Origin of the sequence: Streptomyces hyaluromycini, assembly GCF_002217755.1 — a bacterium.
GTDB classification, from domain to species: domain Bacteria; phylum Actinomycetota; class Actinomycetes; order Streptomycetales; family Streptomycetaceae; genus Streptomyces; species Streptomyces hyaluromycini.
This window is the reverse complement of sequence record NZ_BCFL01000029.1, coordinates 29354-51683: the sequence shown is the minus strand read 5'-3', so window position 1 is coordinate 51683 and position 22330 is coordinate 29354. Positions and strand designations below refer to the sequence as shown.

The 22330-nt window shown below is 70.5% G+C and carries 22 protein-coding genes; 15 read left to right on the top strand and 7 right to left on the bottom strand.

Translation table 11 applies throughout. From position 1 onward, the window contains the following. Positions 1 to 47 precede the first annotated feature (47 nt). Positions 48 to 938 (top strand): pyrroloquinoline quinone biosynthesis protein PqqB, encoded by an 891-nt coding sequence (pqqB, locus tag SSP29_RS39245; protein ID WP_089105717.1) that lies wholly within the window; start codon positions 48 to 50, stop codon positions 936 to 938. A 214-nt stretch (positions 939 to 1152) separates the two neighbouring features. Here pqqB and SSP29_RS39240 read toward each other — a convergent pair whose 3' ends face one another. The 6 genes from SSP29_RS39240 to SSP29_RS39215 form a co-directional block, all read right to left on the bottom strand. Continuing rightward, on the bottom strand, positions 1153 to 1551 hold the full coding sequence (locus tag SSP29_RS39240) for a MarR family winged helix-turn-helix transcriptional regulator (RefSeq protein WP_089105716.1): 399 nt from the start codon (positions 1549 to 1551) through the stop codon (positions 1153 to 1155). An 82-nt stretch (positions 1552 to 1633) separates the two neighbouring features. Continuing rightward, positions 1634 to 1984 carry a VOC family protein gene (locus tag SSP29_RS39235; protein ID WP_089105715.1) on the bottom strand — a complete coding sequence of 117 codons (351 nt, stop codon included), beginning with the start codon at positions 1982 to 1984 and terminating at the stop codon, positions 1634 to 1636. A 238-nt stretch (positions 1985 to 2222) separates the two neighbouring features. Continuing rightward, positions 2223 to 3257: a LacI family DNA-binding transcriptional regulator gene (locus SSP29_RS39230; protein WP_089105714.1), complete on the bottom strand. Its 1035-nt coding sequence runs from the start codon at positions 3255 to 3257 to the stop codon at positions 2223 to 2225. Next, positions 3254 to 4159 (bottom strand): carbohydrate ABC transporter permease, encoded by a 906-nt coding sequence (locus tag SSP29_RS39225; protein ID WP_089105713.1) that lies wholly within the window; start codon positions 4157 to 4159, stop codon positions 3254 to 3256. Before SSP29_RS39225 ends, SSP29_RS39230 begins: the two co-directional genes overlap by 4 nt. Further along, positions 4156 to 5094 (bottom strand): carbohydrate ABC transporter permease, encoded by a 939-nt coding sequence (locus SSP29_RS39220; RefSeq protein ID WP_089105712.1) that lies wholly within the window; start codon positions 5092 to 5094, stop codon positions 4156 to 4158. The genes SSP29_RS39225 and SSP29_RS39220 overlap by 4 nt, the downstream gene beginning before the upstream one ends. Next, entirely contained in the window at positions 5091 to 6407 is a 1317-nt protein-coding gene (locus tag SSP29_RS39215) for an ABC transporter substrate-binding protein (RefSeq protein WP_089105711.1), read from the bottom strand. Before SSP29_RS39215 ends, SSP29_RS39220 begins: the two co-directional genes overlap by 4 nt. A gap of 237 nt (positions 6408 to 6644) precedes the next feature. Here SSP29_RS39215 and SSP29_RS39210 point away from each other — a divergent pair, with 237 nt between their 5' ends. From SSP29_RS39210 to SSP29_RS39150, 13 genes are all read left to right on the top strand, one after another. Next, a complete protein-coding gene (locus SSP29_RS39210) occupies positions 6645 to 8666 on the top strand; it encodes a beta-galactosidase (protein WP_089105710.1) in 2022 nt (673 codons plus the stop codon). 152 nt (positions 8667 to 8818) lie between these two features. Continuing rightward, entirely contained in the window at positions 8819 to 10378 is a 1560-nt protein-coding gene (locus SSP29_RS39205) for a glycosyl hydrolase 53 family protein (RefSeq protein WP_089105901.1), read from the top strand. 205 nt (positions 10379 to 10583) lie between these two features. Then, on the top strand, positions 10584 to 10871 hold the full coding sequence (locus SSP29_RS39200; protein WP_089105709.1) for a helix-turn-helix domain-containing protein: 288 nt from the start codon (positions 10584 to 10586) through the stop codon (positions 10869 to 10871). Positions 10872 to 10900: 29 nt separating this feature from the next. Further along, complete coding sequence (locus SSP29_RS39195; RefSeq protein ID WP_089105900.1) at positions 10901 to 11854, top strand: SMP-30/gluconolactonase/LRE family protein; 954 nt, start codon at positions 10901 to 10903, stop codon at positions 11852 to 11854. Positions 11855 to 11923: 69 nt separating this feature from the next. Then, the gene (gene crcB / locus SSP29_RS39190) at positions 11924 to 12385 is read left to right on the top strand and encodes a fluoride efflux transporter CrcB (RefSeq protein ID WP_089105708.1); all 462 of its coding nucleotides are present in this window, start codon (positions 11924 to 11926) and stop codon (positions 12383 to 12385) included. Next, the gene (locus tag SSP29_RS39185; protein WP_089105707.1) at positions 12382 to 12771 is read left to right on the top strand and encodes a DUF190 domain-containing protein; all 390 of its coding nucleotides are present in this window, start codon (positions 12382 to 12384) and stop codon (positions 12769 to 12771) included. The genes crcB (SSP29_RS39190) and SSP29_RS39185 overlap by 4 nt, the downstream gene beginning before the upstream one ends. Continuing rightward, positions 12768 to 13142 (top strand): fluoride efflux transporter CrcB, encoded by a 375-nt coding sequence (gene crcB, locus SSP29_RS39180; protein WP_089105706.1) that lies wholly within the window; start codon positions 12768 to 12770, stop codon positions 13140 to 13142. Before SSP29_RS39185 ends, crcB (SSP29_RS39180) begins: the two co-directional genes overlap by 4 nt. Positions 13143 to 13214: 72 nt before the next feature. Next, on the top strand, positions 13215 to 14051 hold the full coding sequence (locus SSP29_RS39175; RefSeq protein WP_089105705.1) for an undecaprenyl-diphosphate phosphatase: 837 nt from the start codon (positions 13215 to 13217) through the stop codon (positions 14049 to 14051). A 182-nt stretch (positions 14052 to 14233) separates the two neighbouring features. Then, a complete protein-coding gene (locus SSP29_RS39170; protein ID WP_089105704.1) occupies positions 14234 to 14911 on the top strand; it encodes a FadR/GntR family transcriptional regulator in 678 nt (225 codons plus the stop codon). Beyond that, the gene (locus SSP29_RS39165) at positions 14908 to 16347 is read left to right on the top strand and encodes an amino acid permease (protein WP_089105703.1); all 1440 of its coding nucleotides are present in this window, start codon (positions 14908 to 14910) and stop codon (positions 16345 to 16347) included. The genes SSP29_RS39170 and SSP29_RS39165 overlap by 4 nt, the downstream gene beginning before the upstream one ends. A gap of 43 nt (positions 16348 to 16390) precedes the next feature. Next, positions 16391 to 17407: an asparaginase gene (locus tag SSP29_RS39160; RefSeq protein WP_089105702.1), complete on the top strand. Its 1017-nt coding sequence runs from the start codon at positions 16391 to 16393 to the stop codon at positions 17405 to 17407. Positions 17408 to 17540: 133 nt separating this feature from the next. Then, complete coding sequence (gene aspA / locus SSP29_RS39155) at positions 17541 to 18956, top strand: aspartate ammonia-lyase (RefSeq protein WP_089105701.1); 1416 nt, start codon at positions 17541 to 17543, stop codon at positions 18954 to 18956. Positions 18957 to 19001: 45 nt separating this feature from the next. Next, complete coding sequence (locus SSP29_RS39150; protein ID WP_089105899.1) at positions 19002 to 19931, top strand: glutaminase; 930 nt, start codon at positions 19002 to 19004, stop codon at positions 19929 to 19931. Between the two features lie 72 nt (positions 19932 to 20003). Here the strand turns inward: SSP29_RS39150 and SSP29_RS39145 are convergent, their stop codons facing one another. Next, positions 20004 to 21203, bottom strand: coding sequence for a cysteine desulfurase-like protein (locus tag SSP29_RS39145; RefSeq protein ID WP_089105700.1), 1200 nt, complete (start codon positions 21201 to 21203; stop codon positions 20004 to 20006). A 108-nt stretch (positions 21204 to 21311) separates the two neighbouring features. Between SSP29_RS39145 and SSP29_RS39140 the strand changes: the two genes are divergently transcribed. Further along, positions 21312 to 22256 carry a LysR family transcriptional regulator gene (locus SSP29_RS39140; RefSeq protein ID WP_089105699.1) on the top strand — a complete coding sequence of 315 codons (945 nt, stop codon included), beginning with the start codon at positions 21312 to 21314 and terminating at the stop codon, positions 22254 to 22256. Positions 22257 to 22330: the final 74 nt, after the last annotated feature.

Below are 22330 nucleotides of genomic sequence, written 5' to 3'. Positions count from 1 at the left end.
GGGAAGATCCCAGCAGGGGCCGGGGAGAGCGAGAGGGGCGGATCGTCGTGAGGGTCGTCCTGCTGGGCACCGCCGCGGGCGGCGGATTCCCGCAGTGGAACTGCGCCTGCGCGCTGTGCGCCGCCGCCCGGGACGGCAAGCTGCCCTCCCGGACCCAGGAGTGCGTCGCCCTGACCGGCAACGGCCGGGACTGGTGGCTGCTCAACGCCTCCCCGGACATCCGCGCCCAGCTCACGGCCACGGCCGCGCTGTGGCCGGGACCGGGCCCCCGGGACACCCCGGTGCGCGGCGTGCTGCTCACCGACGCCGAGGCCGACCACGTCTCCGGCCTGACCGTGCTGCGCGGGGCGCCGGACCTCAAGGTGTACGCGGCCCCGCCGGTGCGGACGGTGCTGGCCCCGGCCCGGGGCGCCCTCGACCGCTACGCCCCCTGGGAGTGGGCCGACAGCCTGGCCGACGGCGGCTTCGTGCTGGCCGGCGGCCTGGTGGTCACCGCCCACCCGGTCGGCGCCAAGGTCCCGGCGTACGTCCCGGCCGCGCTCGCCGAGGCCGACGGCCGCTGGGTCACGGCGTACCGGGTCGAGGACCTGGCCACCGGGGGAGTGCTGCTCTACGCCCCCTGCGTGGGCGCCTGGAGCGAGGTCCTGGACGAGCTGTGCGCGGAGGCCGACTGCGTCCTGCTCGACGGCACCTTCTTCACCGCCCGCGAGATGGGCACCACGGTCCGCTCAGGTCCCCGGCAGGCGGCGATGGGCCATCTCCCGGTCTCCGGCGCGCACGGCAGCCTCGCCGCCCTGGCCCGCCATCCCCGCACCCGCCGGATCTACACCCACCTCAACAACACCAACCCCCTGGTCGACCCGGCGTCCCGGGCCCGCGCCCAGGTGGCCGCGGAGGGCGTCGAGGTCCTCCCCGACGGGATCGAGTTCGCGCTCTAGCGCCGTGACGGGCAAAGGCGTGCTGGGATAGCCGCTTCAATCTCCGAGATTGTGACCGCGAGGTCTGAGCCGGTTCGAGTCCGGTAGCCCGCGGCGGCACGCTTCAGGCTGACACCAGGCGCGCCGCGGGCCATGCGGTTCGTTCGCCGCGGGCCGGTGGGGGCTGGTCGCGCAGTTCCCCGCGCCCCTTCGGGGCGCGGTCCCCGCGAACTGCTCAGGCGTCGGTGCCTTCGAGCATCCGCTCCAGCACCGCCCGCTGCAGCGGCCGTACCTCGGCGTGCAGGGCGCGGCCCCTGGCGGTGAGCGCGACCCACACGCCCCGCCGGTCCTCGACGCAGACCGACCGCTCCACCAGACCGTCCTTCTCCAGCCGCCCGATCAGCCGGGAGAGCGCGCTCTGGCTCAGATGGACCCGCCCCACCAGGTTCTGCACCCGGCAGTGGTCACCCTCGGCGGGGGTCTCGGTGGCGAGCAGGTCGAGCACCTCGAAGTCGCTCGCGCCCAGCCCGTGCGGATGCAGCACCCGGTCGATCTCGCACATCGTGCGCGCGTGCACCGAGAGGATGTCCCGCCACTGTTCCTCGAGCCGGGCCTCGGCCGTCTTCACTGCCATACCCGCACCGTAACACCGATCCGGCCAATTGTTGAGTGCGCAACTAGTGCGGGTGCAAGCAGTCGTCCGAGGAGTACGACGGTCAGGCCACCGGGTCCTGGAGCAGGCCCACCATGTTGCCGTCGGCGTCCTTCACCGAGGCGACCAGCCGGCCGTTGCCGACGTCCCGCGCGTCCTGGACCAGTTCCGCTCCCGCCGCCAGCAGTGCCGCCAGCCGCTCCCGCAGATCGGTGACGTGCCAGAACGGCGTCGGCCCGGTCAGCCCCTGGGCGTGCCCGTTCGGGTCGAGGCCGACGTCCTGCCCCTCGGCTTTGAACCCGATGTAGTACGGCTCGTCGGCATACGGCTCGACGCCGAGCAGCGCGCTGAACAGGGCCTTGGCCTGCGCCGCGTCCTTGACGGGGTAGATGATCGTCTGTACGCCTGCGGTCATGGCGTTCTCACTCCTGGCGGTAAGGGAACCGGCGCTTTTCGGCCGGTGATCCCACGCTAGGACAGGGGCGCCCACCGCAGCTTCTCCAATCCTGACCGCTTGCCGCCCTCGCCGATAGCGCCCTGAAGGGGCGCGGGGCTCTGCCTGATATGCGGCTGCCGCCGCGTGGGCGCGCTCAGCCCCCACTCGGCCGCAGCCGCCCGACAACGCGCCCCGGCACCCCGGACCGCGCCCGGTCTCACGTAGAGTCGCGCCGCACCAGCTCCGTCGGCAGGATCACCGCCGCCGGGTCCTCGCCCCCGATCTGGGCGAGCAGCACCCGGACCATCTCGGTACTGATCCGGTCCCAGGGCTGACGGATGGTGGTGAGCTGCGGGGTCACCGCGGTGGCCGCCGGGGAGTCGTCGAAACCGCCGACAGCGATGTCATCCGGCACCCGCCGGCCGGCCCGCTGCAGCACCGCCAGCACGCCCTGCGCCATCAGGTCGGAGGCCACGAACACGGCGTCCAGGTCCGGCGCCTGCGCGAGCAGCCGCTCCGCCCCCGCCTCGCCGCTCGCCTTGCTGTAGTCCCCCGGCACGACGAGCGCCTCGTCGACTGCGATGCCCGCCTCGGTGAGGACCTCCTTGTACCCGGCGAGCCGCTCGACACCGCCCGGGGTGTCGAGCGGGCCGGTGATCATGCCGATCCGGCGGCGCCCCACGTCCAGCAGGTGCCGGACCATGTCCCGGGCGCCGTCCCGGTCGTCGGCGGCCACGTAACTCACCTTCGAGCCGAGCCCGATCGGCTTGCCGCAGGCCACCAGCGGCACGCCCGCCTCGCGCAGTTCCTGCGCGACCGGGTCACCGGAGTGACTCGACACCAGCAGCACCCCGTCCACGTGCCCGGCCGTGATGTACCGGGTGATCCGCCGCCGCTCGTCCTTCGTGCCCGCCAGCATCAGCAGCACCGGGATGTCGTGGCTCGCCAGCGCCTGGGTGCAACCGCTCAGCAGGACGTTGAAGTTGGGGTCCTCGAAGAACCGCTCCTGCGGCTCGGTCAGCAGGAAGCCGACCGAGTCCGAACGCCCGGTGATCAGCGAGCGGGCGTGCCGGTTCACGACGTAACCCGTCCTGCGGATGGCGTCGTTGACCGCTTCCGCGGCGGCGGGGCTGACGTAGTGCCCGCCGTTGAGCACCCGCGAGACGGTGCCCCGTGAGACACCGGCCTCGCGCGCCACATCATGGATCGTCGGCGGTTTGCGCCGGCCCCCCGCACTGCTGCTCATGGTCATGACTTTACGGCCCCGGACAGCAGGTCAAGGCTCCAGAAGCGCTGAATGACCAGGAAGAGCGCGATCAGCGGCAGCACGGCCAGGAACGCGCCGGTGATCACCAGGGTGTACAGGGCCGGCGTGTTGGCGCCCTGCTCCAGGAGCGTGTACAGACCGACCGTGAGCGGGAACTTCTCGTCGTCGCTGAGCATGATGTACGGCAGCAGGAAGTTGTTCCACACGGCCACGAACTGGAACAGGAACACCGTCACCATGCCGGGGATCATCATCGGCAGCGCGATCCGCGTGAAGATCCGCCACTCGCTCGCCCCGTCCATCCGCCCGGCCTCCACCACGTCGGAGGGCACGGCCGCGGCCGCGTAGATGCGGGAGAGATAGACGCCGTACGGGGAGAGGATCTGCGGCAGCAGCACGGACAGGTAGGAGTCCGTGAGGTTCGCCTTGGCGAGCAGCAGGTACTGCGGGATGGCGAGGATGACCGGGGGCATCAGCACACCGGCGAGCAGCACGTTGAAGAACGCCTCGCGGCCCTTGAAGCGGTAGGTCGCCAGGGCGTAGCCGCTGAACGCCGACACACCCGTCGAGACCACGGCACCGAGACCGGCGTACAGGGCGGAGTTGCCCATCCACTTCCAGTAGATGCCGTCGCGGTAGGCGTTGAGGTCCTTCAGGTTGTCGGCGAAGCCGGAGCCGGGCAGGAAGGTGAACGTGGAGAACAACTCGCTGCCGGACTTGGTGGACGCGATCACCACCCAGGCCACCGGCAGCAGCGTGTAGACCGCGCCGAGCAGCAGGGTGATCGTCGGGATCAGGGCGATACGGCGGCGCAGCGGCGGTCCCTGCGCGGTCCCGGGCGTCGTACCGGCCGCCGGGGCGGCCTTGCGGACGGCAAGAGAACTCACTGTGCCCCCCCTTGACTGACGTCCCGCCTGTTTCGGCGGTTCGCGGCCCGCAGAAACCCGAACGACAGCACCAGCGTGGCGATGGCGATCAGGGTCGCCTCTGCGGCTGCCGAGTAGATGTCACCCCGGCGGAAGGCGTCCTGGTACACCTTCATCAGGGGGCTCCAGCTCAGGTTGACGGAGTTGGTGAACGGCTTGATGGTCATCGGCTCGTTGAAGACCTGGAGCGTCGCGATGATCGAGAAGAAGAAGGTCAGCACCAGCGAGGGCGCCACCATCGGGATCTTGATCCGCAGGGCGGTCTGCAGCGGGGAGGCGCCGTCCAGCTTGGCCGCCTCGTGGACCTCGGCCGGGATGGACCGGAGCGAGGTGTAGATGACGATCATGTTGAAGCCGGTGCCGCCCCAGACCGCGATGTTGGACAGGGCCAGGTACAGCGGACCGCCGTCCAGCAGGTTCGGCTGCGGCAGGTGCAGCTTGGCGAGCACGTAGTAGAAGGGGCTGACGTCCGGCAGGTACAGGAAGCCCCACAGCAGCGCGGCCACCACGCCGGGGATGGCGTACGGCAGGAAGATCGCCAGCCGGGTGAACGGGGCGAGCCGGACCCGCTCGGAGTCGAGCATCAGGGCGAACAGGAGGGCGAGACCGAGCATCACCGGGACGACGATGCAGCCGTAGCCGAGGACGCGCAGCGCGCCGGCCCAGAACTCGTTGTCGGTGAGGGCGTCCTTGTAGTTCTCCAGGCCGGCCCAGACCTCGGTGCGGGCGCCGGCGCCCAGGCCGAGGCCGGAGACGTGCACCTTGCGGAAGCTGAGCCAGACCGCGTACCCGATGGGCAGCGCGAAGAACAGCGCGAAGAGGGTGGTGGCGGGGAGGAGGAAGGCGTACGGGGCCCCCTTGACCCCGTACGACCTCCGGCCGGTGGGGCTGGTCACTGAGAGACCTCGAAGCCCTGCTTCTTCATGTCGGCGACCGTGTCGTCCTGCATCTTCTGCAGGGCGGCGGTGAAGTCCGACTTGTTCTTCGCGGCGGCGCCGAACGCGTCGTTGAAGGACGAGTAGGCGACGTTCACGTTCGGGCCCCAGGCGGAGGGCGCCGTGGTCTTCGCGATCTCGGCGGCCTTGGTGTAGAAGTCCGACTGGTTCGAGAAGTAGTCGGGCGAGGTGGCGAAGGCGCCGCTGGTCTGGGCGTTCGTGGCGGCCGGGTAGATGCCGCTCTCCTTGGCCAGCGCGTTGAGCGCCTCGCCGTCGGTGTTCAGCCAGGCCGCGAACTTGGCGGCGGCCGCCTGGTGCTTGGAGTCCGTGGTCACGGCGGTGGAGGAGCCGCCCCAGCTGCCGGTGACGTTCTCGGACGCGGACCACTGGGGGAGCGGGGCCATCGCCCACTTGCCCTTGGTGTCGGGCGCGGCCGTGGTCAGCGTGCCCGGTGCCCACACGGCGGAGACCCAGGCGATCTGCTTGCCGGTGTCCAGCGCCTTGTTCCAGGCCGGCGTGTACATCGGCTGGTTGTCGATGACGCCCTCCTTGACCAGGCCGCCCCAGAACGAGGCGACCTTCTGGGTGGCCGCGTCGTCGATGGCGACCTTCCACTTGTCGCCGGAGGTGGTCCACCACTTGGCGCCGGCCTGCTGGGCGAGGCCCGCGAAGAGGCCGGAGTCGTTGGCGGAGAACGTCGTCAGGTCGAGGCCGGGTGCCTTCTTCTTCAGCTGACGGGCGTCCTGGGCGAACTCGTCCCAGGTGGTCGGCACCTTGAGGCCGTACTTCTTGAAGAGGTCCGCACGGTAGTAGAACATCATCGGGCCGATGTCCTGCGGCACCGCGTACACCGCGTCCGTGCCCAGCGTGACCTGCTGCCAGACCCCGTCGGCGAACTTGGACTTGGCGTCGCCGACGCTCTTCGATATGTCGGCGACCGCGTCGTTGCTGACCAGCGTGGGCAGCGCCTGGTACTCGGCCTGCACCAGGTCGGGGCCGTTCTTCGCCTTGTGCGCGGTGAGGATCTTGGTGACCAGCGTGTCGCCGGACGCCTGCTTCTTCACCGTGACGGTGATCTGGTCCTTCTTGCCCTCGCCCTTGTTCCACAGGTCGACGACCTTGTCCATACCGGGCGCCCAGGCCCAGTACGTCAGCGAGACCGGACCGGAGTCGGCCTTGCTGTCGTCGGACGAGCCGCAGGCGGCGAGGGCGGTGGCGCCGAGCGAGACGGCGACGGCGGTTGTCACGAGGCGGCGGCGCTTCGTGTGCGGCATGGATCTCTCCCCTGACCTGGGTCCCCGCCCGTCGCGGGGACCTGCCATGCAGATGTGTGAGCGTTCTCAGACCCGGATCATCACCCGTCGCGAGTCCGTGTCATGCTCTGTGAGCGTTCACAGTAGAGAAACATCCCGGACACTTGTCAATGGTTGTTGCTGTGCGGTTATGTTGGGCTCACGCCACGATCGTTGTGTGTGAACGTTCCCAAATGATCGATTAAACGGGAGAGATCCATGCCGGACACCACCCCCAGGGGCCTGACCAGGCTCGCCTTCGGCGGTGACTACAACCCCGAGCAGTGGCCGGAAAGCGTCTGGCACGAGGACGTCCGGCTGATGCGCGAGGCCGGGGTCACGATGGTGAGCGTCGGGATATTCTCCTGGGCCCTGCTGGAGCCGGCCCCGGGGGAGTACGACTTCGGCTGGCTGGACCGGGTCCTCGACCTGCTGCACGAGAACGGCATCCGCGTCGACCTGGGCACCCCCACCGTGGCGCCGCCCGCCTGGTTCTACCGCGCCCACCCCGAGGCCCTGCCGGTGACCGCGGAGGGCGTGCGTTACGAGTTCGGCTCCCGCGGTGCCATCTGCCACTCCGACGCCGACTACCGCGCGGCGGCGGCGAACATCACCACCCGCCTCGCCGAGCGCTACGGCCACCACCCGGCCCTCGCCATGTGGCACGTCCACAACGAGTACGGCGTCCCCGTCTCGGCCTGCTACTGCGACTCCTGCGCCGCCCACTTCCGCCGCTGGCTCGCCGACGCCTACGGCACCGTGGACGCGGTCAACGAGGCCTGGGGCACGGCCTTCTGGGGCCAGCACTACACGGACCTGGCACAGATCAACCCGCCGCGCGTCACCCCGACCGTCGGCAACCCGGGCCAGGCTCTCGACTACAAGCGGTTCACCGACGCCACCATCCGCGAGAACTTCCGCATGGAGCGGGACATCCTGCACCGCCTCTCGCCCGGCGTCCCGGTGACCACCAACTTCATGACCGCCCTCAGCCAGTGCGACTCCATGGACTACTGGGCCTGGGGCCGTGAGGTCGACCTGGTCACCAACGACCACTACCTGATCACCGACGGCCGCCGCACCCACGTCAACCTCGCGATGGCCGCCGACCTCACCCGCTCGGTCGCCGCCGGCGCCCCCTGGCTGCTGCTCGAACACTCCACCTCGGGCGTCAACTGGCAGCCCCGCAACCCCGCCAAGGCCCCCGGCCAGATGGCCCGCAACTCCCTCGCCCACGTGGCCCGCGGCTCCGACGGCGCGCTGTTCTTCCAGTGGCGGCAGTCCCGGCGCGGCGCCGAGAAGTTCCACTCCGCGATGCTCCCGCACGGCGGCACCGAGACCCGGGTGTGGCGCGAGGTCGTCGAACTCGGCGCTTCCCTCGACTCGTTGAGCCAGATCAAGGGCACCCGCACCCGGGCCGACGTGGCCGTCCTGTGGGACTGGCAGTCCTGGTGGGCGCAGAACCTCCAGTGGCGCCCCAGCGAGGACCACGACCCGCGCGAACGCGCCGACGCCTTCTACGAGGCCCTCTACGACCGCCACCTCACGGTCGACTTCGCCCACCCCGAAAGCGACGTGTCGGCCTATCCCCTTGTCGTCGTACCGGCCCTCTACCTGATGACGGAGGCGGCCGGGAACAACCTCCGCGAGTACGTCGAGAACGGCGGCACCCTCGTCGTCTCGTACTTCTCCGGGATCGTCGACGAGCACGACGCCGTGCACGAGGGCGCCTACCCGGGCACCCTGCGCGAGACCCTCGGCCTCACCGTCGAGGAGTTCTCGCCCCTGCTCAAGGACCAGCGGGTGCGACTGACCGGCCCCGACGGCTCCGAGCTGACCGGCGACGTGTGGACCGAGTTCGTCGTCCCGGGCGCCGCCGAGACCGTCTGGAGCTACGCCGACGGCCTCACCGCCGGCCACCCGGCCGTCACCCGCCACCAGCTGGGGGAGGGCACCGCCTGGTACGTGTCGACGCGCCTGGACGCGCACGGCCTGGACGCCCTGCTCGGCTGGGCCGCCGAGGACGCCCGGATCGCGCCCCGCGCCGAACTGCCCCGCGATGTCGAGGTCGTCCGCCGCACCGGCGAGTCCGGCACCTTCCTGTTCGCGATCAACCACACCGCCACCGACGCCAAGGTGCCCCTGGAGGCGCACGGCACCGAACTGCTGACGGGCGAACGCGCCGCGGGCCGCCTCGCGGTCCCGGCCGGCACCGTGCGGGTCGTACGACTCGACGGCTGAGCCGCGGCGCGGGCCCCGGGGCCGCCGCGTCCGCGCCCACCGAGACCCCCCTCCGTCCGCGAGTGCCACGAGAGCCGCGGGCGGAGGGGCCTCCTCCGGCCCCGCCGGAGGACATCCCCACCCCAGTCACGTCGAAGGGACGACGGACGATGATGTTCCATCCCAGACGCACCATCAGAGCCCTGCTGCTGCCGCTCCTGGCCGGACTCGCCCTCACCGCCCTCCCCGCGCAGACCGCCCAGGCGGCGAGCACCCTCACCAACGGCGGCTTCGAGTCCGACGGTGCGGGCGTGGCCACGCCCACCGGCTGGTCGGAGTACGGCGACACGGGCGCCTCGTACACCGAGTCCGGCGGCCACAGCGGCAGTTACCGCCTGAGCCACTACTCGGCCTCCGCCTACAAGGTGGAGACGTACCAGTACCTGTCGGGGCTGACCAACGGCACCTACACCCTCACCGCCTGGACCCGCTCCAGCGGCGGGCAGAACTCCGCCTACATATCCCTGAAGAACTGCGGCAGTTCGGACCAGAAGACCGACCTGCCGGTCTCCACCAGCAGCTGGGTCCGGATCGTCACCTCGATCGCGGTCACCAACAACCAGTGCACGATCAGCGTCTACTCCGACGCCAACGCCGGCAACTGGATCAACGTCGACGACCTGACCTTCGCCTCCGGGTCGACCGGCCTGTCCATCAAGGGTGCTGACATCTCGTCACTCGCCAAGAGCGAGGCCAAGGGCGGGGTCTACAAGACCAGCTCCGGCACCACCGGGGACGCGGTCACCATCCTCAAGGGCGCCGGGATGAACTACGCGCGCCTGAAGGTCTGGGTCAACCCGGCCGACGGCTACAACGACAAGGCGCATGTCCTGGCCATGGCCAAGCGGATCAAGGCGGCCGGCATGAAGCTGCTGGTCGACTTCCACTACTCGGACAGCTGGGCCGACCCGGGCAAGCAGACCAAGCCCGCCGCCTGGTCCGGCCACTCCTACAGCCAGCTCAAGACCGACGTCTACAACCACACCTATGACGTCCTCAACGCGCTGAAGGCGCAGGGCACCACCGCCGACATGGTGCAGATCGGCAACGAGATCAACGGCGGCATGCTCTGGTCCGAGGGCTCCACCGACAACTGGTCCCAGCTCGCCGGCCTCATCAACTCCGGCTACAGCGCGGCCAAGGCGGTCTCCTCCGGCACCCAGGTCGCCCTGCACCTGGCCAACGCGGGCGACGACGCCACGGTCCGCTGGTGGTTCGACAACGCCAAGACCTACGGCATCAACTACGACGTGATCGGGCTGTCGTACTACGGCTACTGGCACGGCTCGCTGGCCGCCGCCCAGACCACCCTGGACGACGTGGCCTCCCGCTACGCCAAGCCGGTCTTCATCGCCGAGACCGCCTACCCGTTCACCCTCGCCCAGGACGACTCGCTGGAGAACCAGATCGACACCAGCAGCGAACTGGTCACCGGCTACCCGGCCACCGCCGCCGGCCAGCTGGCCTGGATGAACGCCGTCGCGAGCATCGTCGAGGCCGTCCCGAACGGCCGAGGCCTCGGCGTCTTCTACTGGGAGGCGACCTGGACCGCCGTCACCGGCAATGGCTGGGACCCGACCGACGCCACCTCCGGCAACGGCTGGGAGAACCAGGCCCTGTTCGGCTACGACGACAAGGCGCTCTCCTCCATGGCGTGGTTCAGCCACCGCTGAACCACCACCGACCGGGGCCCGGCCGTAAGGGGACGGCCGGGCCCCTCCGCCCTGCCCCGGGCATGTTGCTCAGGCAACTTCCCAACCGGTCGATCTCGTACCGCCGTTCGGTCTCGGACAACGCTCACCGAGTCCCTGACGTGGGGGCTTCGGCTGCGGTTCAGTGGGAACACACACTGCGAGGAGGCAGGACGGAGGCTGGTGGATGCTGAGGAACTCCAACGGCGTAAGCCGCCTGGACATTCTGGACTGGCTCAAGGATCCGGCGGCCCACTTCCCGCCCCAGCGCCACGCCGACCTCACCGAGGACGGCGTCACGGTCCGGGCCGTCGCCGCCAAGCTCGGGGTCTCCCGCAAGGTCGCCGGCACCCATCTGGGGCTGCTGGCCCGTCTCGGCCTGCTGCGCACCAAGCGCATCCGGTACCGCGTCTACTACCGGCGCGACGAGATCCGGATCGCCGAAGTGGCCCGGATGTTCGAGAAGGGCTGGTGAGACCGGCTCCGCCTGCCACCATGGGACTCATGGACCGACCCACGCGCCTGGTACCCCTCCACTACGTCGCCATCGGCGGCCGGGGCCCGGAGGACGTGGTGACCGATCCGGACGGCCGGGTCCTGACCGGCGTCGAGGACGGCCGCATCCTGCGCCTGGACGGACTCGGCGACCCGGACACCGCCCGGGTCCGCACGCTCGCCCGGACCGGCGGCCGCCCGCTCGGGCTCGACCTCCTCCCCGACGGCGACCTGCTGGTCTGCGACGCGGAACGCGGCCTGCTGCGCGTCGGCCTCGCCGACGGCGCCGTCCACGTCCTCGCCGACACGGTCGAGGGGGAGCCGCTGCGGTTCGCGAGCAACGTCACCGCCCTGCCCGACGGCACCGTGTACTTCACCGCCTCAAGCCGCCGTTTCCCCCTCGGCCAGTGGATCGGCGACATCGTCGAGCACAGCGGCACCGGCCGCCTGCTGCGCCTCGCGCCGGGTGCCCGCACGGCCGAAGTGGCCTGGGAGGGCTTCCAGTTCGCCAACGGCCTGACCGTGAGCGGCGACGGCACCTTCCTGATCGTCGCCGAGACCGGCGGGTACCGCCTCACCCGCTACTGGCTCACCGGCCCCCGGACCGGCCACGCGGAGTTCTTCGCCGAGCTGCCCGGCATGCCCGACAACATCTGGCGCGAGGACGACCTCATCTGGGTCGCCCTCGCGGGCCCGCGCAACCCCCCGCTCGACCTCTTCCACCGCGCCCCGCCCGCCGTCCGCCGAGCGGCCGCCCGGGCCGCCGTGCACGCCCCCTACCGCCCCGCCGGCACCGTCGCCGTGGTGGCGCTCGACGACCACGGCCGGGTCGTCCACCACCTGGCCCGCCGCAACTCCGGCTTCCGCATGGTCACCAGCGTCTGCCGGACCGGCCGCCACCTGGTCCTCGGCAGCGTGTGGGAGCCCGGCGTCGCGGTCTGCGCGGCCCCCACCGCGAAGTGACCGCCGGGTACGCCCGGCGGTACCCTGAGGCACCCGTCAGGGGCGGTGCCGAACAGGAGACGTACGACCATGACAGCCCCGGAAGCCGAGAGCCTCCGAGTCCAGCCGAGCCCCCAGCGGCGGCCCGAGTGGCGTGCCCAGGCACCGGTCGTCGCGGTGGTCGCGGCCGGCGGCGCGATCGGCGCCGTGGCCCGCTACGCCCTCGCCCTGGCCCTGCCCACGGCCGCCGGGGGATTCCCCTGGGCGACCTTCTGGACGAACGTCATCGGCTGCGCGGTGATCGGCGCGTTCCTGGTCCTGATCACCGAAGGACTTCCGGCGCACCGCCTCGTCCGCCCCTTCTTCGGCACCGGCGTCCTCGGCGGCTTCACCACCTTCTCCACCTACGCCGTCGACATCCAGAAACTGGTCGACCACGGTCGGCCCGCCGTCGGCCTTGCCTATCTCGCCGCCACCCTGTGCGCGGCCCTCGCGGCGGTGTGGTGCGCGGCCACCGCGACCCGCCGTGTCCTCACCCGGAGGCAGCGATGACGAGACTGACCGGCCGCGCCCTGCGCCTGACCGTCTACATCGGCGAGGACGACACCTGGCACCACAAGCCCCTCTACACGGAGATCGTGCACCGCGCCCACCGGGCCGGACTCGCCGGAGCCAGCGTCTTCCGGGGCATCGAGGGCTTCGGCGCCTCCTCCCGCATCCACACCTCCCGGCTGCTGTCCCTGAGCGAGGACCTGCCGGTGGCGGTCGTCGTCGTGGACACCGAGGAACGGGTCCGGGCGTTCCTGCCGCAGCTCGACGAACTGGTGACCGAGGGACTCGTGACCTTGGACGACTGCGAGGTCATCAGGTATGTCGGCCGCACGCGCGAAACAGGCAACACGGGCAAAACGGACGAGAAGGGTAAGAAGTCGTTGTGAACTGGCTGTTGGTGGTCCTCGGCGCCATGGTCGGTGCTCCGCTCCGCTACCTCACCGACCGCGCCGTCCAGGCCAGGCACGACTCCGTCTTCCCCTGGGGCACCTTCGTGGTGAACGTCACCGGCTGCCTGATCCTGGGCCTGCTGACCGGCGCCGCGACGACGGGTGCGGCGAGCCCGCACCTCCAGTTGCTGCTCGGCACCGGGCTGTGCGGAGCGCTGACGACGTACTCGACGTTCTCCTACGAGACCCTCCGGCTTACCGAGACCGGCGCGGGGCTCTACGCTGCCGCCAACACCGTCGCGAGTCTCGTGGCCGGCCTCGGGGCGGCCTTCGCCGGGGTGGCGATCGCCCAGGCCGTCTGGGCCTAGGACTTGCCTCACACCCGCCCGTTGTAAGACTGTCTACAGCACTGTCGACCAAACTCTGCAGAACTGGATCCCATGAGCGCCATCTCAGTCGGTCAGGCCGCCGTCCTCGGGGTAGTCGAGGGGGTGACCGAGTTCCTTCCCGTGTCCTCCACCGGCCACCTCAAGATCACCGAGGGGCTCATGAACATCCCCGTCGACGACCAGTCCGTCGTCGGGTTCTCCGCCGTCATCCAGGTCGGCGCCATCGCCGCCGTGCTCGTGTACTTCTTCAAGGACATCAAGCGGATCGTCTCCGCCTGGGGCCGGGGGCTGGTCAACAAGAACGAGCGCTACCACCACGACTACAAGTTCGCCTGGTGGGTGATCGCCGCGACCATCCCGATCGTCGTGGTCGGCCTCGCCGCCAAGAAGCTCGTCGAGGGGCCACTGGGGTCGCTGTGGGTGGTCGCCGGCTCGCTGATCGTCGGCTCCGGTGTGATGTGGTGCGCGGACCAGATGGGCCGCCACAAGCGCGGTGAGGACGACACCTCCTTCAAGGACGCGATGCTGGTCGGCTGCTCGCAGATCCTCGCCCTGCTCTTCCCCGGCTTCTCCCGCTCCGGCGCCACCATGTCCACCGCGCTCATCCTGGACCTGGACCGGGTCGCCGCCACCCGCCTCTCCTTCTTCCTCGGCATCCCGGCCCTGACCGGCGCCGGCATCTACGAGCTCAAGGACGCGCTCGGCGCGGGCGTGGGCGCCGCCCCGCTGGTCGTCGGTACGGTCGTCTCCTTCGTGGTCGCCTACGCCTCCATCGCCTGGCTGCTCAAGTTCGTCGCCAAGCACTCCTTCAACGCGTTCGTGATCTACCGGATCGTGATCGGCCTGGCGCTCTTCGGCCTCCTCGCCGCGGGCACCATCAACGCCTGACGGCCGCCGTCCCACGAGTCACCGCTCCGCCACGGGGTGTGATGCCTGCATTCAGGCGTCGCACCCCGTGAATGTTTCCTTTCCGGAAACCTTGACAGCGTCCACACGCAACCCGGAACATCTCACGCGTGAACCTGTCAGACAGCCCGACAGCCGGACAGCCTCCGCGGCGCGTGAGCGCCATGGAAGCGGTACTGGCGCACCTGCGCGCCGCCATCGAGCGCGGCGAGTACGCCGTGGGCGACAAGCTCCCCTCCGAGGCGGAGCTCTGCCGCACCCTGGAGATCAGCAGGCCCGTCCTGCGCGAGGCCCTGCGGGCCCTGCAGACGATGGGCCTGACCGTCTCCAAGACCGGCAAGGGCACCTTCGTGGTCGCCAACGCCGTCGAGGACCCCACCTTCGGCGACTATGCGGCCAGCGACCTGCTCGAAGTGCGCAGGCACATCGAGATCCCGGTCGCCGGGTACGCGGCGCTGCGCCGTACCCCGGAGAACCTGGACCACCTGGCCCATCTGCTCGACCGCATGGAGCGGGAGACGGACACCACCGCGTGGGTCGCGATGGACACCCTCTTCCACCTGGCCGTGGCCGAGGCCGCCCAGAACCCGGTCTTCCGCCGGGTCATCGAGGAGATCCGGGACGCACTGGCGCGTCAGTCGGCCTTCCTCAACGAGCTGGGCGGCCGCCGCGAGCAGTCCAACCGGGAGCACCGGGCCATCGTCGAAGCGCTGATCGACGGTTCCGAGATCGACGCCGTGGACGCCATGAGCCACCACCTCGACCGCGTCGAGACCACCCTCACCCACATCGTGCGCCCCGCGCGCACGGACCAGCACCAGGAAGGCGGAACCGAGGCGTGAGCGAACAGCACCTCAAAGACGAGACGCGCCCCTCGTCCCGTCACGTCGACGCCGGAGACCACGGCTACAGCAAGTCGCTGAAGCACCGGCACGTCAACATGATCGCCATCGGCGGCGCCATCGGCACCGGCCTCTTCCTCGGCGCCGGCGGCCGGCTCGCCGACGCCGGCCCCTCCCTGTTCGTCGCGTACGCGGTCTGCGGCATCTTCGCGTTCCTCGTCGTGCGCGCCCTCGGCGAACTCGTCCTGTACCGCCCGTCCTCCGGCGCCTTCGTCTCGTACGCCCGGGAGTTCCTGGGCGAGAAGGGCGCCTACACCGCGGGCTGGATGTACTTCCTGAACTGGGCGACCACCGGCATCGCCGACATCACCGCGGTCGCCACCTACACCCACTACTGGGGGATGTTCTCCGACATACCCCAGTGGGTGATCGCCCTGATAGCCCTGGCGGTGGTCCTCACCGTGAACCTGATCTCGGTCAAGATCTTCGGCGAACTGGAGTTCTGGTTCGCGATCGTCAAGGTCAGCGCCCTGGTGATCTTCATGGTCATCGGCATCTTCCTGCTGGTCACCCAGCACCCCGTGGACGGCGCGACCCCCGGCCCGTCCCTGATCACCGACAACGGCGGCGTCTTCCCCAACGGCCTGCTGCCGATGCTGCTGATCATCCAGGGCGTCGTCTTCGCCTACGCCTCGGTCGAACTGGTCGGCGTCGCCGCCGGCGAGACCGAGAACCCCGAGAAGATCATGCCGAAGGCGATCAACTCGATCATGTGGCGGGTGGGCCTCTTCTACGTCGGCTCGGTGATCCTGCTGTCGATGCTGCTGCCCTGGAACAAGTACACGGCGGGACAGAGCCCCTTCGTCACCGTGCTCTCGCACATCGGCGTCCCGGCGGCCGGCGGCGTGATGAACCTCGTCGTCCTCACCGCGGCCATGTCCTCGCTCAACTCCGGCCTCTACTCCACCGGCCGCATCCTGCGCTCCATGGCCGTCAACGGCTCCGCCCCCAAGTTCACCGCGAAGATGAGCCGCACCCAGGTGCCGTACGGCGGCATCCTGCTCACCAGCGGCATCTGTGTCCTCGGCGTCGGCCTCAACTTCGTCGTCCCCGCCGACGCGTTCGAGATCGTCCTCAACTTCGCGGCGATCGGCATCATCTCCACCTGGGGCATGATCATGCTCTGCCACCTGCTCTTCTGGCGGAAGACCCAGAACGGCGAACTCACCCGCCCCGGCTACCGGCTGCCGGGCTCCCCCTGGACCGAGATCGTGACGCTGGCGTTCCTCGCCTCCGTCCTGGTCCTCATGTACGCCGACGGCGGCGCCGGACGCACCACCGTGCTGTGCGTGCCGCTGATCGTCGCCGCGCTGGTCGCCGGCTGGTACGCCATCCGGCGCCGGCGCCCGCGCACGTCCACCGGAACCGACGCGTGAACCGCGCACCGGTCCGTCCCACCTCACCCGAGACCAGGCAGTGATGCACAGCAGTTCCCCCGCGGACGCACCCATCGTCCGTGAACCCCTCCACGCCCCCGTCGCCCACCTCATCCGCGGCGGGGTCGTCGAGGGCATCCACTACGGCTCCGTCGTCGTCCTCGGCGCCGACGGGGAAGTCCGGTTCCAGCTCGGCGACATCGAGGCCGCGTTCTACCCGCGCTCGGCCCTCAAGCCCGTCCAGGCCGTGGCCATGCTGCGGGCCGGGCTGTCCCTCGACGGCGACCTGCTCTCGCTGGCCGCCGCCAGCCACTCCGGCGAGGAGCGCCACCTCGCCGGCACCCGGCGGATCCTCGACCTCGCCGGACTGACCGAGGCCGACCTGCGCAACGTGCCCGACATGCCGTACGACCCCGCCGTGCGGGACACCTGGATCCGCGAGGGCCGGGAGCCGTCGCGGCTCGCCCAGAACTGCTCCGGCAAGCATGCGGCGATGCTCTGGACCGCGAAGCTGAACGGCTGGTCGCTGGACGACTATCTCGATCCGGCCCATCCGCTCCAGCAGGCGATCGCCGAGATCGTCGAGGACCTGACCGGGCAGCGGGTGGCGGCGACCACCGTGGACGGGTGCGGGGCGCCGCTGTTCTCCGTCTCCCTGCACGGGCTGGCGCGTGCGGTGTCGCGGATCGTCACCGCCGCGCCGGGTACGCCCGAGGCGCGGGTGGCCGACGCGATGCGGGAGCACGCGGAGATGGCGTCCGGCGCGGGGCGCGACGTGGCCGCGCTGATGGCGGCCGTGCCGGGGCTGCTGGCCAAGGACGGCTTCGAGGGCGTCGAGGTCGCGGCGCTGCCCGACGGGCGGGCCGTGGCCGTGAAGATCGCCGACGGGGCGAACCGGGCGCGGGTGCCGGTCGCTGCGGCCGCACTGGAGAGGGCCGGGGTTGATCCGGAGCTGCTTACCCAGTTCGCTGGTGAGGCGCTGCTCGGTGGTGGGCGAGCGGTCGGGTGCGTGCGGCCCGTTCGATCGCTGGAGCCGGTTGAGGCGGTTGTGTGCGCCTAGTGGGGCGGGCCGGCTGTCGGTCGGCGGCTGCGGGTCCGTTGTGGCTGGTCGCGCAGTTCCCCGCGCCCCTATCGGGGCGACTCAGTCACGGTCCTGAAAAATCACTCCCTCCGAAAGAGGAATTCCTACCCTCATGACCACCACCGTCGTCACCCGAAGCGAACACGATCTGCTCGGCGACCGTGACATCCCCGCCGACGTCTACTGGGGTGTGCACACCCTGCGTGCCACCGAGAACTTCCCGATCACCGGTACGCCGATCTCCGCCTATCCGCACCTGATCGACGCCCTCGCCGCCGTCAAGGAGGCCGCCGCCCTCGCCAACGAGGAGCTGGGGCTGCTGGCGCCGGAGAAGGCCGCCGCGATCGTCGCCGCCTGCCGGGAGATACGGGCCGGCAAGCTGCACGACCAGTTCGTGGTCGACGTCATCCAGGGCGGGGCGGGCACCTCGACGAACATGAACGCCAACGAGGTCGTCGCCAACCGGGCGCTGGAGCTGATGGGGCACGGGAAGGGTGAGTACCAGTTCCTGCACCCCAACGAGGACGTCAACCTCGGTCAGTCGACCAACGACGTCTACCCGACCGCCGTCAAGGTCGCCACGGTCTTCGCGGTGCGCGGGCTGCTGAGGGCGATGGCCGTGCTGCAGGACTCCTTCGGCCGCAAGGCCGTCGAGTTCCGTGACGTGCTGAAGATGGGCCGTACGCAGTTGCAGGACGCGGTTCCCATGACGCTCGGGCAGGAGTTCTCCACCTTCGCCGTCATGCTCGACGAGGACCGCAGCCGGCTCGCCGAGGCCGTGGAGCTGATCCACGAGATCAACCTCGGGGCGACCGCCATCGGGACCGGCCTCAACGCGCCCGCCGGTTACGCCGAGTCCGCCCGCCGGCACCTCGCCGAGATCACCGGGCTGCCCCTGGTCACCGCCGCCAACCTGGTCGAGGCGACCCAGGACTGCGGGGCCTTCGTCCAGATGTCCGGCGTGCTCAAGCGGATCGCGGTCAAGCTCTCCAAGAGCTGCAACGACCTGCGGCTGCTGTCGTCCGGACCGCGTGCCGGGCTCGGCGAGATCAACCTGCCGCCCGTGCAGGCCGGTTCGTCGATCATGCCGGGCAAGGTCAACCCGGTGATCCCCGAGGTCGTCAACCAGGTCGCCTTCGAGGTCATCGGCAACGACGTCGCCGTCACCATGGCCGCCGAGGCCGGGCAGCTCCAGCTCAACGCCTTCGAGCCGATCATCCTGCACTCCCTGTCGGAGGGCATCACACACCTGCGCAACGCCTGCCTCACACTGGCCGAGCGCTGCGTGGACGGGATCACCGCCAACACCGAGGTGCTGCGGGCGACGGTCGAGAACTCCATCGGCCTGGTCACCGCCCTCAACCCGTACATCGGGTACACGGCGGCCACCGACATCGCCAAGGAGGCCCTCGTCACCGGCCGCGGGGTCGCCGAACTCGTCCTGGAGAAGGGCCTGTTGCCCGCCGGGCGGCTCGCCGACCTGCTGCGTCCCGAGGTCGTCGCCGGCAGTGGCTCACCCCTCGCCTGACCTGCGAGTACGCACCAGGACCGGCCCGGAGGCACAATAGTGATCATGACAATGACGTCGTCCCAAGCCTTCCTGCCGGTCCTGGAGCGCATCGCCGAGGAGATTGAGCGCACGCCGGGCCGCGGCCGCCCCGCCGACTACATCCCGGCGCTCGCCGCCTGCGACCCCCGCAGCTTCGGCATGGCCGTGGCCGAGCTGGACGGCACGGTCTACGGCGTCGGCGACTGGCGGCAGCCGTTCTCCGCGCAGTCCATCACCAAGGTCTTCACCCTCGCCCTCGACCTGGCCCGCGAGGGCGACGAACTCTGGGAGCACGTCGGCCGCGAGCCCTCCGGCAACCCGTTCAACTCCCTGGTCCAGCTGGAGTACGAGCAGGGCATCCCGCGCAACCCGTTCATCAACGCGGGCGCCCTCGTCGTCACCGACCGCCTCCAGACCCGTACCGGGGACGCGGCCGGCGAGCTGCTGGCCTTCCTGCGCGCCGAGAGCGGCAACGCCTCCCTGGACTTCGACAAGGAGGTCGCCGCCTCCGAGTCCCAGCACGGCGACCGCAACGCCGCCCTGGCCCACTTCATGGCGTCCTACGGCAACATCGACAACGAGATCCCGGTCCTCCTCGACCAGTACTTCCGCCAGTGCTCCGTGGCCGCCTCCTGCGCCGACCTGGCCCTGGCCACCACCTTCCTGGCCCGCCACGGCATACGTGCCGACGGCACCCGCCTGCTGACCAGAAGCCAGGCGAAGCAGGTCAACGCGGTGATGCTGACCTGTGGCACGTACGACGCGGCAGGCGACTTCGCCTACCGGGTCGGCCTGCCGGGGAAGAGCGGGGTCGGGGGCGGCATCATCGCCGTGGTGCCGGGCCGCTGTGCGATCTGTGTGTGGAGCCCGGGACTGGACGAGCGGGGCAACTCGGTGGCGGGCGTGGCGGCGCTGGACCGGTTCACGACACTCACGGGTCTGTCGGTGTTCTAGGACACTGTTTCCTTTGGAGCCGGTGGTGTACCGGCCGGGAGCAGATCACGCGCGATCGACGCGGTGGCGAGGTCACAGGAGAGAGGCGAGCCCGTCGAGGAAGCGGTCCACCTCGTCGGCGGTGTTGTAGGGGGCCAGGCCCGCGCGCAGGGCGGGGTCTTCGAGCTTGAGCGCGGCGAATGGTTCGCAGGCGTAGAACGACCCGGCCGGAGCCACCACGCCGCGCGCGGCCAGATGCGCCTGGGCCTCGCGCGCGTCGCGGCCTTCGAGGGTCATCAGGAGCGTCGGGGTGCGGTCGGGGGCCTTCGAGTGCACGGTGACGGTGTCACCCAGGGAGCCCAGGCCCTCCTCCAGCCGCGCCCGCAGACTCAGTTCGTGTTTGTGCACGGACTCCAGGGAGCGGGTGAGCCGCTCCCTGCGTGAGACCCCCGTGCCCGGGTCCAGTTCGGCGAGGAAGTCCACGGCGGCGGTGGCGCCCGCCAGCACCTCGTACGGCAGCGTGCCGAACTCGAAGCGTTCGGGCACCGTGTCGGGGGAGGGCAGGAGCTTGTCGGGACGCAGGGTCTCGAGGAACTCGGGCGCCGCCGCCAGCACCCCGCAGTGCGGTCCGAGGAACTTGTACGGCGAGCAGACGAACAGGTCGGCCCCGAGGGCGGGCACGTCCACGAGGTGGTGCGCGGCGTAGTGGACGCCGTCCACGTACACCAGGGCGCCGGCCTCATGGGCGCGGTCGGCGATCCGGCGGACGGGGGGCTTGGTGCCCAGCACGTTCGAGGCCGCCGTGACCGCGACCAGCCGGGTGCGGGGCGTCAGGGCCTGCTCGTACGAGTCGAGATCGAGCTCCGTGGTCTCCGGGTCGATCTCGATCCAGCGGACCCGCACTCCGGCGCGCTCGGCGGCCTGGACCCAGGGGCGGACGTTGGCGTCGTGGTCGAGGCGGCTGAGGACGATCTCGTCGCCCGCGTTCCAGGTCCTGGCCAGGTGGCGGGAGAAGTCGTAGGTGAGCTGCGTGGCGCTGCGGCCGTGGACGACGCCGTGCGCGGGCACGTTCAGCAGGTCGGAGCAGGCGGCGCGGAACTCCGCGACGGCGCGCTCGGCGTTCAGCTCGGACGGGGTGACGGTGCCCCGGTTGGACAGGGGGCCGGTCAGAGTCGCGGTGATGGCGTCGGCCACCGGGCGGGGGGTCTGCGTTCCCCCCGGACCGTCGAAGAAGGCGAGCCCGGTGGCGAGGGAGGGGAAGTGGGCCCGCAGGGCGGTGAGGTCGATGGCCATCTCTCTGCTTTCTGTCGGGCGGAGTGCCTGGCGTCGCGCTGCCTTTACTCTGGGTGCCGACCCCGAGACACGTAAAGCGATGGATCCCGAAGAGAAAGTTCATGAACCGTGAAGTCTCAGCCGGATCTGAAGCTCCTGGCCACTTTCCTGGCCGTCGTGCACCGGGGCTCGATGGCCGAGGCCGCGGCCGAGCTCGGCTATGTGCCCTCGGCGGTGTCCCAGCACATCGCCGTACTCGAACGCGACATGGGCCTCGAACTGATCACCCGCCGCCCCGGCAGCCGACTGATCCTCACCGCGGCCGGCCGCGCTCTCGCCCAGGCTGCGCAGCCGCTCTTCGACGCGAGCGCTCGTTTCCAGGACGCCGCCCGCGGCATCGCGAACCGCGAGATCGCCGAACTGCGCGTCGGGGTCTACCCCAGCGCCATGACCTACCTCCTCCCTCAGGTCCTGTCCACGCTCAGGGCTCGCCGCCCAGGTCCCCGGATCCGGCTGGTCGTCGTGGAGACGGAGGAGGGCCTGCCGAGGGTGACGTCGGGAGACATCGACCTGCTCGTCGCCTACCGCTACCTGCCCGAGGACCCGCCGGCCCCGTCCGACGCGTTGACGATCACTCTTCTGGGGCGTGAGCCGCTGGTCCTGGTCACAGGTGCCGAGCCCGGGCGCCGACGGCCGGTGGAGCTGGCCGAGTGCCTGGAACGGGAATGGGTCTCAGGCCACGCCCACAACCCCGACCGGCGGCTGCTGCACCGCTGGGCCGGAGAGACCGGGATCGCGCCGCAGGTGACGTTGGAGACCGACGACCTGCACAGCATGCTCGCCATGATCCGGGCGGGTCTCGCAGTGGGCCTGATCCCGGCCACGCTCCTCGGAGCAGGACACGACGCCGGGGTCGAGAGAGTGGTCCTCCAGCCGGGCGTCGCGCCGCTCTACCGCGAGATCCTCGCCGTCAGCAGACCCAGTGCCCGCTTTCCGCTCATCGACGAGCTGGTCACGCTCCTGGCCGGTGCCGTGGACAGCGCACAGTCGGCAGAGGGGCCCCCACTACGGTGAACACGGGGGCGACCTGATGCATCCGACCACGGTCCACCACCCACAGGTAACAACCAGGCCCCTCCCAAGAAAAC

Coding starts and splice junctions, on each gene's coding strand:
- SSP29_RS39240 (WP_089105716.1), bottom strand. CDS start 1,551: ATGGCAGTGAAGACGGCCGAGGCCCGGCTCGAGGAACAGTGGCGGGAC.
- SSP29_RS39235 (WP_089105715.1), bottom strand. CDS start 1,984: ATGACCGCAGGCGTACAGACGATCATCTACCCCGTCAAGGACGCGGCG.
- SSP29_RS39230 (WP_089105714.1), bottom strand. CDS start 3,257: ATGACCATGAGCAGCAGTGCGGGGGGCCGGCGCAAACCGCCGACGATC.
- SSP29_RS39215 (WP_089105711.1), bottom strand. CDS start 6,407: ATGCCGCACACGAAGCGCCGCCGCCTCGTGACAACCGCCGTCGCCGTC.
- SSP29_RS39210 (WP_089105710.1), top strand. CDS start 6,645: ATGCCGGACACCACCCCCAGGGGCCTGACCAGGCTCGCCTTCGGCGGT.
- SSP29_RS39205 (WP_089105901.1), top strand. CDS start 8,819: ATGTTCCATCCCAGACGCACCATCAGAGCCCTGCTGCTGCCGCTCCTG.
- SSP29_RS39200 (WP_089105709.1), top strand. CDS start 10,584: ATGCTGAGGAACTCCAACGGCGTAAGCCGCCTGGACATTCTGGACTGG.
- SSP29_RS39195 (WP_089105900.1), top strand. CDS start 10,901: ATGGACCGACCCACGCGCCTGGTACCCCTCCACTACGTCGCCATCGGC.
- crcB (WP_089105708.1), top strand. CDS start 11,924: ATGACAGCCCCGGAAGCCGAGAGCCTCCGAGTCCAGCCGAGCCCCCAG.
- SSP29_RS39185 (WP_089105707.1), top strand. CDS start 12,382: ATGACGAGACTGACCGGCCGCGCCCTGCGCCTGACCGTCTACATCGGC.
- SSP29_RS39175 (WP_089105705.1), top strand. CDS start 13,215: ATGAGCGCCATCTCAGTCGGTCAGGCCGCCGTCCTCGGGGTAGTCGAG.
- SSP29_RS39170 (WP_089105704.1), top strand. CDS start 14,234: ATGGAAGCGGTACTGGCGCACCTGCGCGCCGCCATCGAGCGCGGCGAG.
- SSP29_RS39160 (WP_089105702.1), top strand. CDS start 16,391: ATGCACAGCAGTTCCCCCGCGGACGCACCCATCGTCCGTGAACCCCTC.
- aspA (WP_089105701.1), top strand. CDS start 17,541: ATGACCACCACCGTCGTCACCCGAAGCGAACACGATCTGCTCGGCGAC.
- SSP29_RS39150 (WP_089105899.1), top strand. CDS start 19,002: ATGACAATGACGTCGTCCCAAGCCTTCCTGCCGGTCCTGGAGCGCATC.
- SSP29_RS39145 (WP_089105700.1), bottom strand. CDS start 21,203: ATGGCCATCGACCTCACCGCCCTGCGGGCCCACTTCCCCTCCCTCGCC.